At 65.4% G+C, this 12,310-nt stretch carries 9 protein-coding genes; 4 read left to right on the plus strand and 5 right to left on the minus strand.

The window, feature by feature from the left end; genetic code table 11:
- Positions 1-130: 130 nt before the first annotated feature.
- From speD to ASD15_RS08075, 5 genes are read right to left on the minus strand one after another with little or no spacing between them, the layout of a single operon-like run.
- Positions 131-508 (minus strand): adenosylmethionine decarboxylase, encoded by a 378-nt coding sequence (gene speD / locus ASD15_RS08060; RefSeq protein WP_057154299.1) that lies wholly within the window; start codon positions 506-508, stop codon positions 131-133.
- Entirely contained in the window at positions 505-681 is a 177-nt protein-coding gene (locus ASD15_RS32880; protein ID WP_200953936.1) for a hypothetical protein, read from the minus strand. The genes speD and ASD15_RS32880 overlap by 4 nt, the downstream gene beginning before the upstream one ends.
- Positions 678-2,144, minus strand: a complete 1,467-nt coding sequence (locus ASD15_RS08065; protein ID WP_057154300.1) for a DUF4178 domain-containing protein — start codon at positions 2,142-2,144, stop codon at positions 678-680. Before ASD15_RS08065 ends, ASD15_RS32880 begins: the two co-directional genes overlap by 4 nt.
- A 10-nt stretch (positions 2,145-2,154) precedes the next feature.
- Entirely contained in the window at positions 2,155-3,198 is a 1,044-nt protein-coding gene (locus ASD15_RS08070; RefSeq protein ID WP_057154301.1) for an SPFH domain-containing protein, read from the minus strand.
- 27 nt (positions 3,199-3,225) lie between these two features.
- A complete protein-coding gene (locus ASD15_RS08075) occupies positions 3,226-3,612 on the minus strand; it encodes a DUF350 domain-containing protein (protein WP_082551664.1) in 387 nt (128 codons plus the stop codon).
- Positions 3,613-3,673: 61 nt separating this feature from the next.
- On the opposite strand from ASD15_RS08075, the gene ASD15_RS08080 reads away from it, so the two are divergent.
- The 4 genes from ASD15_RS08080 (at position 3,674) to ASD15_RS08095 (ending at position 11,991) form a co-directional block, all read left to right on the plus strand.
- Complete coding sequence (locus ASD15_RS08080) at positions 3,674-5,185, plus strand: polyamine aminopropyltransferase (RefSeq protein ID WP_057154302.1); 1,512 nt, start codon at positions 3,674-3,676, stop codon at positions 5,183-5,185.
- Positions 5,185-6,831 carry an NAD(P)/FAD-dependent oxidoreductase gene (locus ASD15_RS08085; RefSeq protein WP_057154303.1) on the plus strand — a complete coding sequence of 549 codons (1,647 nt, stop codon included), beginning with the start codon at positions 5,185-5,187 and terminating at the stop codon, positions 6,829-6,831. The genes ASD15_RS08080 and ASD15_RS08085 overlap by 1 nt, the downstream gene beginning before the upstream one ends.
- A gap of 110 nt (positions 6,832-6,941) precedes the next feature.
- Positions 6,942-9,374, plus strand: coding sequence for a beta-galactosidase (locus tag ASD15_RS08090; protein WP_057154304.1), 2,433 nt, complete (start codon positions 6,942-6,944; stop codon positions 9,372-9,374).
- A gap of 34 nt (positions 9,375-9,408) precedes the next feature.
- Positions 9,409-11,991 (plus strand): TonB-dependent receptor, encoded by a 2,583-nt coding sequence (locus tag ASD15_RS08095; protein ID WP_057154305.1) that lies wholly within the window; start codon positions 9,409-9,411, stop codon positions 11,989-11,991.
- The last annotated feature ends 319 nt before the right edge of the window (positions 11,992-12,310 follow it).

Genomic DNA, 12,310 nt, shown 5'->3' on the forward strand with positions numbered 1-12,310 from the left:
CTCGGTCAGAACAGGGGCGTAGACGGGCGATCAGGCAGCCGACAGGAGGGCAATGTCCAAGGTACGCATTTTTTAGTCTCCTGTGGATGAGTGGGGGAAGCCGCCAGTGTCGCACCGGAGGCAGAAACAGTCAATTGCCGGCAGCGCGGCGGACGGTGTTTAACTGGCAATGTTGTGGCGCCAGCGCGGCCTGGATCAGCTCCAGCGCAGTTTGCGGCCGGCTGGCGCCGCACATGAAGATATCCACAGCCGCGAAGCCGTCTTCCGGCCAAGTGTGAATGGAGATATGGGATTCGGCCAGCAGCACCACGCCGGTCACGCCGTAGCCGTCGCCGAAACCGTGGAAGTGGCTATGCAGCACGCGCGCCCCGGCCGCCGCAGCCGCCGAACGCAACAGGGCCTCCAGCTCGTCGCAGTCGCCCAGGCGGCTGGCTTCAATGCCGGACAGGTCGGCCAGCAGGTGGCTGCCGGCCGGCAGGTGGAGGCGGTGTGCGCCGGCCTCGCTCACTTGTGGCCCCCGCCGCCCGAACCGCCGCCGAAACTGCCGCCGCCGCCGCCCGTATGCGAACTCCAGCCGGAGCCGCCGCCGGTGGACGGGCCGAAGGAGTTGAACATGCGCCCCCAGCTACTGCAGCTGGTCATGGTGAACACCACCAGCGCATAGATAATGTAGCGGCTCAAGACTTGTCCCCTTTATCGATGGAGTCCAGGAACAGGGCGGGCAAGTAGATGGCCAGCGCGCCGAGCAGGTTGAAGGTGAAGGAGCCGCCGAAATTCACCAGCATGGGAATGGCGTTTACGGCCAGCATCACCATGATGAATTTTTTCGCCGCGCTGGCGTAGCGGCCTTTTTGCGGCGGCGCTGCCCGCATCAGGTTTTTCACCGGCACGCCGAACCACAGGTGGACCTGGTCGGCCGGCACCCGGGTCGAGCGCGACCAGGTCAGCTCCTCGGCGCTCAGTTCCGCCGCCAGGCGGGTCTGGCCGGCCTCGAATTCGTAGACGTGCACGCGGTCGCCCACTTGCACGCGCCAATTGAAGGCGCCAGCCGCGTAGACGACCCTGGCGTCGTAGTCGTACAGCTTGGCGTACTTGATCTTGTCCAGCATTACCGTGTCCGCGCCCACCCGTTCCCAGGCCGGCCATTCAGGCATGACGTTGGCGCGCCACCAGCCGTCGTCGGTCTCCACCAGCCAGGTAAAGCCGGAACGGGCGCCGGACAGCAGGTATTCGGTCCAGCGCGAACCCTCGTCGTCTTCGCGCACCATGAAGCCGATCACGCGGTAGCGCTGCTTGTTGATGGTGGCTTCAGCGCCCAGCGACAGGGTGGTGCCCACTTTTTCCACGCGCTCGCCAGCCGCCAGCACCTGTGCCTTGGGACTGGCCGCGTCGATCTGGGCGTGGCAGGAGGGGCACAGCAGGTTGGCGGTCTGGCCGGGCAGGTAGTTGATGGCGCCGCCGCAGGAGGGGCAGTCCAGTGCCGTCAGTTTGCCGCGGTAGCGCCCGGCGCTGCGCTGGATCTGCTCGTCGTCGCGCAGCAGCTGGCATTGCATCGCTTCCAGCGTGACGGACACGCCGGTGTACACCACCGGCTCCGGGCCGTCCGAATAGTCCAGCGTGAGGAAGGTGCCGCCGCGCCGGAAGTCGGCCACTTTGGCTTGCCAGCCGTCGCCGACCTTGAACGGCAACTCGCCCTGGCCGCCGATGCAATCGGCGGTGCGCACCTCGGAGACCATCAGCCGCTCGGCGCCCACGCGCACCATTTCGCCGGCCTGCAGTTCGTCGAACGCGGGCAACGGCGCCGGTGTTTCACGGGCGGCAGTGACGGTGTACAGGCCGGACGAATCGCCCAGCCAGGACGTGGCGCCGTCGTCGAACATCAGATACCACTCGTTCCACATCCCCGCCGCATAGCGCAGCTGGATGCGGCCGATCACATTGAATGCGCGTCCTCCCAGCACGCCGGAGGTGCCGATCTGCAGCGGCGAGTAGTCCTCCAGCACGGAGGACATCTTGCCCAGGTCCTTGACCGCGTCCGCATCCTTGAGCACGCGCGTGTTGCAGTACTCGCACACGGCCATGACCGAGGCGTGCGAGCGGAATTGGACTTCCGCGCCGCAGCTGGGACAGGAAACAATTTGCATGTACGCGGTCTTAGCCTATCAGTTTCTTGAGCAGCTCGGACTTGGCGCTGTCGTAGTCGGCGGCCGAGATCAGGCCCTTGTCCAGCAGGCCCTTGAGTTTTTCCAGGCGCGCTTCGATGCCTTCTTCGGCCGGGGCTGCGGCTGCCGCCGGTGCGCCGGGGTGCGAGCTGGCCGGCGCCAGCGTGGAGCCGACCGCCTGGCCCATGGCCTGGCCCAGCATCACGCCCGCACCCAGGCCGGCGCCGATGCCGGCAATGCCGCCTTCGTTCTGCGCCGCCAGCGGAATGGCGGTGGCAGTCTGGAACTTGGTGAAGCCGCTCATCTTGTCGGCGCTCAGGCCGCCCTTCATGCCGGCCGAGATGCGTTCATCCAGCGCCGCCTGCAGTTCTTCCGGCAGGCTCACGCTGGCCACGTTGAATTCGTCCAGCCCGATGCCGTAGCGCGCGAAGGCGTCGGCCAGGTCGCCGCGCACTTCCTGCGCCATCAGCGCCTGGTTGGCGGCCATGTCGAGGAAGGCCACGTTGGCCGAGCCCAGCGAACTGGCCATGGTGGCCATCAGGATGCCGCGCAGCTGGTCTTCCACGTCGTCGCGCGTGTATTCCTCGCGGGTGCCGCTCAATTCGGTGTAGAACTTGCGCGGATCGGCCACGCGGTACGAGTACATGCCGAAGGCGCGCACCCGGATCATGTCGAAGTCCTTGTCGCGGATGGTGATCGGCTGCTGCGTGCCCCATTTGCGCCCGGTCTGCACGCGGGTGCTGAAGAAGTACACGTCCGACTTGAACGGCGAGTCGAACAGCTTGTCCCAGTTCTTCAGGTTGGTCAGCAGCGGCAGGGTTTGCGTGGTCAGGGTGTGGGTGCCGGGGCCGAACACGTCGGCGATCTGGCCCTCGTTGACAAATACCGCCACCTGCGACTCGCGCACCACCAGCACGCCGCCGTTCTGGATTTCCATATCCGCCATGGGGAAGCGCCAGGCCAGTACGCCTTCCTTGTCTTCCGTCCATTGCAGAACGTCGATAAACTGCTTCTTGATAAAGCTGCCGAGACCCATGATAGTCGTCCTTAAAGTAAAGCGGTGTCAGGAAATGCAGGCGGCGTTGATGGCGCCGATCGCCAGTGAAATGGCGCCCAGCAGGCCGCCGAACGCCGTGTTGCCCGATTCAATATGGTCCTGCGCCATGCGCAGCGCGCGCGTGGTGCAGAAGTACGCCAGGATTTGTACCACCATGGCGCCGAAAGCCCACAGGAAGAACTGCTGGTAATCCGCCGTGTGCATCAGGCTGGAGGCGATTGTCATCGAGAAGCCAAGCAGCGAACCGCTCAGGGACAGGGCGGCCGCGTTGTTCCCCTGGCGGATCAGCAGCACCTCGTTGTACGGCGTGAGGCGGGTGTAGATCATGAAGAACATCACCAGCAGCACAGCGGCCAGAAACAGGTGAATTACGTAGTTTAGGATGGGCGGCACGGCGTTCCTCGGTTAAAGTGGCTATCCTGATAATTGTTCATCATAAAACATTCGCACCCACATGACAAAAAAGATTCTGATCCTGTCCGTTTTCGTGGTCGCGTCATGCGGGCTGGCGTACGAATTGATCGCCGGGGCGCTGTCCAGCTACCTGCTGGGCGACTCCATACTGCAGTTCTCCACCATCATTGGATGCTATCTGTTCGCCATGGGCGTGGGCGCGCACCTGTCCAAATACGTCAAGGACGAGGACGTGCTGGCGCGCTTCGTCGACATCGAGCTGGCGGTGGGCCTGATCGGCGGCGTCTCGGCCGCGCTGCTGTTCCTCACCTTTAGCTGGATGACCGCGCCGTTCCGCGCGCTGCTGTATACCACCGTGTTCATGATCGGCTGCATGGTGGGCATGGAAGTGCCGCTGGTGATGCGCGCGCTCAACGAGCGCAACACCGAATTCAGTGAGCTGGTCAGCCGCGTGCTGACCTTCGACTACCTGGGCGCGCTGGCGGTGTCGCTGCTGTTCCCGCTGGTGCTGGCGCCCTACCTGGGGCTGGTGCGCACCGGCTTCCTGTTCGGCATGCTCAACGTCGGCGTGGGCTTGTGGACCATCTACGTGTTCCGCGCCGAGCTGGCCAACCTCACCGGCCGCGTGCTGCGCGCCTCGGCGGTGATGTGCGTGCTGATCTTCGGCTTTGCCTCGGCCGACCGCATGACGCACTGGGGTGAGCAGGGCCTGTTCGGCGACGAAATCGTCTACTCCACCACCACGCCCTACCAGCGCCTGGTCATCACGCGCTGGAAGGACGACTTGCGCCTGTACATCAACGGCAACCTGCAATTCTCGTCGCGCGACGAGTACCGCTACCACGAGGCCCTGGTGCACCCGGTGATGGAAGCGCTGCCGTGGGCCAGGCGGGTGCTGGTGCTGGGCGGCGGCGACGGCCTGGCGCTGCGCGAGATTTTGCGCTATCCGAACATCGAGCAAGCCACCGTGGTGGACCTGGACCCGGCCATGACCGGCGCCTTCACCACGCGCGACGAGCTGGTGAAGCTGAATGGCGGCTCTTTCCGCGACAAGCGCGCGCGCGTCATCAATGCCGACGCAGCGGTGTGGCTGCAGGATTCCACCGAGATGTTCGACGCGGTCATCATCGACTTCCCGGATCCGTCCAGCTTCGCGCTGGGCAAGCTGTATTCGGTACCTTTTTACGGCCTGGTGAAGAAGCACCTGGCCGCCAACGGGCTGGTGGTCGTGCAATCGACCTCGCCGTTCTTCGCGCCGCACGCCTACTGGACTGTGAACGCCACGCTGCAAGAGGTGGGCCTCAGAACGCATCCATATCACGCCTATGTTCCTTCGTTCGGGGAATGGGGCTTCATCCTGGCGTCGCCGCAGCTGGAATACGCGCCGCCCACCAGCTACAAGCTGCCGATGCGCTATCTGAACGCGGACACCACGCGCGAAATGTTCATCTTCCCGCCGGATATGAAGCCGTTGAAGATGGAGCCCAACCGGCTCAACACGCAGTCCCTGGTGCACGAGTTCGAGCAGGACTGGCGACGGGTGATACGCTGATGCTGCGCCGTTCTTTCCTGGCCTGGGCCGGCGCCAGCGGACTGGCCGCCGCCGGCAGCGTGGCAGCCTTCCAGCGCTGGCAGGAGATCACGCCCACGCTGCATTTCCCGGGGCGCGATGAAGGCCATTTCATGCGCGACCTGATGCGTGGCCCAGGACACGGCGGCCGCGCCTTGCCGCCGCCGTCCGAAGTGCTGGAGACGGACGTCGCCATTCTCGGCTCGGGCATCGCCGGCCTGTCGGCCGCGTGGAAGCTGAACAAGCTGGGGCGCAAGGATTTTCTGATGGTGGACGGACCGCAGCCCTACGGCAACGCGGCCGGGGGCCGCTTCGGCGACCTCGAATATCCGACCGGCGGCCACTACTTGCCGCTGCCGTCGCCGGAGTCGCTGCATGTGCGGGAAATCCTGGCCGACCTGGGTGTGATACAGCGCGATCCGTATGGCGATAAGCCTTACTACGACGAGCGCTTCCTGCTGCACGCGCCGGAGGAGCGCCTGCTGTACAAGGGCCAGTGGCAGGAAGGCTTTATTCCGACCGAGGGCGTGGGACCGGAAGAACTGGCCGAGCACAAACGCTTCTTCGCCGAAGTGGAGCGCCTGCGGCAGACGCGCGGCAGCGACGGACGCCGGATTTTCGTGTTCCCCACCGTGCAGTCGTCGGAGGATCCCGAGTGGCGCAAGCTGGACGACGTCACCCTCAAGCAGTGGCTGGAACAGAACGGCTACCGTTCGCCCACCTTGCACTGGTATCTGAACTACTGCTGCCGCGACGACTACGGCGCGCGCTACGACCAGGTCTCGGCATGGGCTGGCCTGCACTACTACTGCAGCCGCTGGGGCCATGCGGCCAACGCCGAGAACGGCACCTGGCTCACGTGGCCGGGCGGCCTGCAGCCGCTCGCTTCCGGCATGGAGCGCGCATCGGGAGTCAAGCGCGTGGGTGGCACGGTGGTGTCGGTGAAGCGCATTGGAAGCGGCGCCGGAGCGCGTGTCGAGGCGCTTTGCTTCCGCCTCGAAAATGGTAAGCCGCGCAGCTACCTGGTGAGAGCGCGCAAGGCCATATGCGCCATGCCGCTGTACGTCGCCGAGCGCGTAGTGGAGGGCATTGGCGAGATGGGCTATCAGGCGCAGCGCGATACGCCGGTCTACGCGCCGTGGATGGTGGCGAACTTCCTGCTCAAGCGCTTCCCGGCCGAGCTGCCGCATGCGCCGCTGTCGTGGGACAACGTGGTCTATCAGGAGCCCGGCCTCGGCTTTGTGGTATCCACGCATCAGGACATCCGCGTGACGCCGCCGGAGAAAACCGTCTTCAGCGCTTACGTCGCGCTGTCGCACCGCACGCCCGTCAGCGCGCGCCGCTGGATGGTGACGGCGAGACCGGAGGAGCTTCTGGAACTGGCCAGCGCCGATTTGAAGACCGCTTACGGGGCGCAGTTCGCGTCGTGCGTCGAGCGTGTCGACATCACGCTGCGCGGCCATGCCATGGCCGCGCCCTTGCCCGGATTCCGCAGCAACGCCGGCCTGAAAGCGTTGCGCGAACTGGATGGTCCCATCCTGTTTGCGCACGCGGACTTGTCCGGTTTTTCCGTGTTCGAGGAAGCCGCGTGGTGGGGCTGCCGCGCCGCGCAGCTCGCGGATAAATAATCACCTATGTGATTATTGTATAGATCTTGCGTCATTATTCATATTTCCGTTCTAGTTGGTGAACTTACACTCACTGGCAATAAACATAACTAGACTTCCGGAGAAACGTAATGAAAAAAGCATACGCGTTAAGCGTCTTGCTGGCCGCAGGCATGGCCAACGCCGAAACACTGCTGCGCATCGACGCCAGCGCCCCCGCCAAGACCCCACTCGAAAACAAGCTGCAAATGGGCGCTTCCGTGTCGCCGGCTGGCGTCAGGCTGGGCGCCAACAGCCAGTACCTGACCCGCGACGGCAAGCCATGGCTGCCCGTGATGGGCGAGTTCCACTATAGCCGCACGCCCGCCGCCGAATGGGAAACCGAGCTGAAAAAAATGAAGGCGGCCGGCATCGACATCGTCGCCAGCTACGTGATCTGGAACCACCACGAGCCGCGCGACGGCCAGTTCGACTGGAAGGGCCAGCGCGACCTGCGCCGCTTCGTGCAGCTGGCCGCCAAGGCCGGGCTGGAAGTGGTGGTGCGCATGGGGCCGTGGGTGCACGCGGAAGTGCGCTACGGCGGCATTCCCGACTGGGTGGTGAACGCCATGCCGACCCGCAGCAACGACCCGCAATACATGCGCCACACGGAGCGCCTGTACCAGCAGATCGCCGCGCAGATCAAGGGGCTGCTGTGGAAAGACGGCGGCCCGGTGGTCGGCGTGCAGCTGGAGAATGAATACAACCTGGACGGCCCGGGCGAGGGCGCTGCGCACATCAGCGCGCTGAAGCAGCTGGCGCGCAAGGCCGGCGTGGACGTGCCGCTATACACGGTCACCGGCTGGGACCAGACCGTCTACCCGTCCGGCGAAGTGACGCCGGTGTTCGGCGGCTATCCCGACGAGCCGTGGGCAGTCAGCACCAAGGAGCTGCCGCCGAAGGAAACCTACGCTTTCCGCTTCGACAGCCGCGTCAGCGGCGACCTCGGTGCCCAGACCAAGGCCAAAGGCAAGGGCACGGCGGACTCCGACATGGAAACCACGCCTTTCCTCGGCGCCGAATACGGTGCGGGCCTGCCCTTCATGTACCGCCGCCGCACCGTGGTGTCGCCGGACGATATCGCGTCCATGCTGCCGGTGCAGCTGGGCTCCGGCGTGAACCTTATCGGCTACTACATGTTCCACGGCGGCCGCAATCCCATGGACCTGACCTCGCTGGAGGAAAGCTCGCTGAGCGGCGGCTACAACGACACGCCAATGATCAGCTACGACTTCCAGGCGCCGCTCGGCCCGGACGGCCAGCAGCGCCCGGTGCTGGCCAAGCTGCGCCCCTACCACCTGTTCATGCGCGATTTCGGCGACCGCCTGGCGCCGATGACGGTGCGCAAGCCGGACGTCACGCCGAGCACTCCGGCGGACCTGGCAACGCCGCGTTTCGCCTTGCGCAGCAAGGGCGACAGCGGTTTCCTCTTTGTCAGCAACCATGTGCGCCAGTACGCCATGCCGGCCCAGAAACAGCTGCGCTTTTCGGTGCAGCTGCCCGGCGGCACCAAGACCTTCCCGCGCCAGCCGGTGGACCTTGCCAACGGCAGCTATTTCATCTGGCCGGTGAATATGGACCTGGACGGTACGCGCCTGTCCTACGCCACTGCGCAGCCGGTGGCACGCCTGGACAGCGGCAAGGCCGGCATTACCTACGTGTTCGCCGCCAGCGCCGGCGTGCCGGTGGAGCTGGCGTTTGAAGGCGGCGCAGCCGGCCGGCTGTCGGCGCCCGGCGCGCGGATGGTGACGGCGAACGGCGCCGCGAACGGCGACCTGGTCGTTGAAGGCATTACCCCCGGCACCGGCGCGGCCGTGACGATACAGCGTCCGCAGCAGCCGCCCGTCACGCTGCTGGTGCTCACACCGCAGCAGGCCGAGAGCATGACGGTGGAGCAGTTCGCCGGCCAGCGCCGCCTGGTGCTGAGCGGGCAGCAGGCCTGGTTCGACGGCCGCGCGCTGCGCATGCGTTCGGACGGCGATCCTGCGTTCCGCTTCGCGGTCTACCCTGCGCTGGCGAAAGCGCCGAAGTCGGGCACGCCGCTGCGCGCCAGCGCGGACGGCGTGTTCCAGGCCTTTGAAGCGAAGCTGCCGGAGCGCCGCGTCGAAGCGAGGATCACGCCGCTGCGCGAAGCGAAAAACGTAGCGCCCGTGGTGGTCGGCGGCCTGGCGCGCGCCGCCATCCAGCCGATACCGGAATCGTTCCGCAACGCGGCCGCCTGGCGCATCGAGCTGCCGCAGGGCGAGAAGAACGCGCTGATGGAGCTGGACTTCGTGGGCGATATCGGCCGCCTGTTCAACGGTACCCGCATGCTGGACGACTGGTACTACAGCGGCTATGGCTGGCAGTACCCGGTGGCGCAGGCGGGCGCCGGCCCGCTGACACTGTCGGTGCTGCCGCTGCGCGCCGACGCGCCCATCTATCTTCCCAGGGAAGGCCGTCCCGATTTCGGCGGCAAGCAGCAGGTGGCGGAGCTGCGCGGCGTGAAAGTCACGCCGGTCTACACGCTGGCAATACAACCATAAAAAACGCATACAAACAAAATCGAGGGAGATCTCCATGAAACAAAAGAAGCTCAGCTGGCTGATCGCCAGTCTGTTCACGATGCCGCTCGCCTCCACGGAAGCGATGGCGCAGGCAACGGCCGACGCCAAGGCGGCTGAAGCGGTCCAGCAAGTGACCGTATCCGGCATCCGCAGCTCGGTGCGCAACGCGCTGGCCGTCAAGGAAGCGTCCAACAGCATGGTCGAAGTCATCGCCTCCGAAGACATCGGCAAGCTGCCCGACACCACCATCGCCGAATCGCTGGCGCGCCTGCCGGGCCTGTCGTCCGGGCTGGACCGGGGCAACGCCAGCCAGATCGTGGCGCGCGGCCTCGGCCCGCGCTTCATCGGCGCCACCCTGAACGGCCGCGAGCTGGCCTCTTCCGAACCGGCGCGCGCGGTGCGCTTCGAGCAGTTCCCGTCCGAGTCGCTCAGCGGCGCCACCGTGTACAAGACGCAGTCGGCCGAACTGGTGGAAGGCGGCGTGGCCACCACCATCGACCTGCAGACCGTGCAGCCGCTGAAGTACAACGGCCGCCAGGCCAGCTTGCGCGCCGATGCGCTGTACTACCCGATCGCCAGGGACGTTCCCGGCGCAGACAAGACCGCGCCGCGCGTGGGCGGCGTCTACATCGACCAGTTCAACGACCGCACGCTGGGCGTGGCGCTCGCCTTCAGCTACCAGGACCAGCCTTCGGTGCAGAAGAACATCAAGCACTGGGGCTTCAACGAATTCAATTCCGGCGACCTGAATGGCGACGGCAAGGTGGACAAGTCGCCATGGGGCTTCGAGGACGGCGTCAAGCGCGGTACCGACAAGCGTTCCAGCGTGCTGGGCAAGGTCGAGTTCAAGGCCAGCCCGGACGCCTTCATCACGGCCGACGCCTACTACTCGTCGGCCAGGATCCGTGAACCGGGCCTGTCGCACTGGAGCGGCGACGTGGGCAACTGGGACAACTGGCAGAAGCCGAACTACAGCAACGTGGACATCCGCGACGGCTATGTGGTCGGCGCCAGCGTGAAGGACGTGGGCCTGACCACCAACGACACGTTGTGGACGCAGGACATGGACACGCTGGCCCTGGGCCTGAACGGCAAGTTCAACGCAGGCGCCTGGAAACTGGAAGGCGACCTGTCGAGCTCGCGCTCAGGCCGCGACAGCCAGTGGCGCGACCTGCGCCAGGTGAGCAAGGGCACCGGCACCATCAGCTGGGCATTCACCGGCAATGAGCGCCAGGACTATTCCTTCGGCCAGGACACCGGCAACCCGGCCGCTTTCGGCGCGGCAACGCTGTATGTCGATACCGACGGCCACCTGAACGACAAGCTTGCCGCGCTGCACCTGAGCGCAGCCCGCGACGTGGAAGCCGGTCCGCTCAAGCGCATCAAGCTGGGCGCGCGCGCCACCGATCGGGAGAAGCGCTACGGCCAGACCACATGGAGCCTGTCGCCGGCCGCCGGCGCCAGCATCGCCGATGCCGACTACGAGCGCGTGGTGGTGAGCGGCTTCGCACCCTACGTCGCGTTGAGGGACTTCCTCGGCACCACCTCCAAGGTGTTCGGCGCCAGTGCCTTCGATCCGGCCGGCCGCACGCCGACGCAGAACGACCTGCTGTCCGGCTGGAAGGTCACCGAACGCAGCACTTCGCTGTACGGACAGGGCGAACTGGAAGGCGCTAACTATCGCGGCAATATCGGCCTGCGCGTGCTGCGCACCCGCCAGACCGGCGCCGGCATGCAGTCGCTGAACGGCGCCGCGCCCACCGCTGTCAGCGAGAACAGCAGCTACACCGAGTTCCTGCCCAGCCTGAACCTGATCTTCAACCTGGACGAGAAGCAGGAGCGCCAGGTGCGTTTCAGCCTGGCCCGCGCCATGTCGCGCGCGCCGCTGGATGAAATGCGCGGTTCGCGCAACCTGAACGTCGATTCCAACCCCGTCCAGCCGCTCACCGGCAGCGCCGGCAATCCCGGCCTGAAGCCGATGATGGCCAACCAGGCCGACCTGGCGTACCAGTGGTACTTCGACAAGGGTTCGCTGCTGTCGGCGGGCCTGTTCTACAAGAAGATCAGCCGCTACATCGGCATCACCACCGACTCCACCGTCATCAACGGGCGCGCAGCGGAAATCACGCGCTCGGTAAACGGCGAGGGCGGCTATGTGCGCGGGCTGGAGCTGATCTACCAGCAGTCTTTCGCCAACGGCTTCGGCATCTCCAGCAACTACTCGTACACCAGCAGCGATATCAAGGAGCATTTCCCGGCTGGGAACCGCTTCCCGATCGAAGGCCTGATGCGGCACAACGGCGGCGCCACGCTCTGGTATGAGCGCAACGGCTACGAGGCGCGCCTGTCGGCCAACTACCACAGCGCTTTCGTACGCAATCCGACCTGGAACGCCGGGCAGCTGATCGAGAACGAGGCCGAAACCTTTGTCTCCATGAACCTGGCCAGGCAGCTCACGCCGCAGCTGCAGCTTCGTTTCGGCATCGAGAACCTGACCAACCAGAAGGTGGTCTACACCAGCGCCAACAATCCATACCAGCAGGAAGTGACCGAGTTCGGCCGCCGCTATAACCTCGGCCTGACGTACAAGTTCTAAGGCCTGCCATACCTCTGCCACCGGGCGCCGCGGCGCCCGGTGCGCTTGCGCGCGCGCGCACATCGCCTTGGCGGCCTGAGCTATACGAAATGATCATACGTTTGATCGAATTGGAGATTGGTTGGCCATTCTGCAATTGCGTAGCATGAATTCAGCGCTGGCAAAAGCGCAATCATAAAAACCAACGGAGACGAAAATGCAAAAATCCCACATGCGGAAGACCGTACTGGCGGCGCTCATCGCCGAAATGCTGGTGGCGGGTTCCGCGTCCGCGCAAACCGCAGCCGAACCGGTGGAGGCCGGCGCCAAGGTCATCGTC

The sequence above is a fragment of the Massilia sp. Root351 genome (assembly GCF_001425045.1).
In the GTDB taxonomy this organism is placed as follows: domain Bacteria; phylum Pseudomonadota; class Gammaproteobacteria; order Burkholderiales; family Burkholderiaceae_D; genus Rugamonas.

Bases quoted from the DNA above. Each gene is read 5' to 3' on its own strand.
- ASD15_RS08065 (WP_057154300.1), bottom strand. From the start codon at position 2,144: ATGCAAATTGTTTCCTGTCCCAGCTGCGGCGCGGAAGTCCAATTCCGC.
- ASD15_RS08070 (WP_057154301.1), bottom strand. From the start codon at position 3,198: ATGGGTCTCGGCAGCTTTATCAAGAAGCAGTTTATCGACGTTCTGCAA.
- ASD15_RS08080 (WP_057154302.1), top strand. From the start codon at position 3,674: ATGACAAAAAAGATTCTGATCCTGTCCGTTTTCGTGGTCGCGTCATGC.
- ASD15_RS08085 (WP_057154303.1), top strand. From the start codon at position 5,185: ATGCTGCGCCGTTCTTTCCTGGCCTGGGCCGGCGCCAGCGGACTGGCC.
- ASD15_RS08090 (WP_057154304.1), top strand. From the start codon at position 6,942: ATGAAAAAAGCATACGCGTTAAGCGTCTTGCTGGCCGCAGGCATGGCC.
- ASD15_RS08095 (WP_057154305.1), top strand. From the start codon at position 9,409: ATGAAACAAAAGAAGCTCAGCTGGCTGATCGCCAGTCTGTTCACGATG.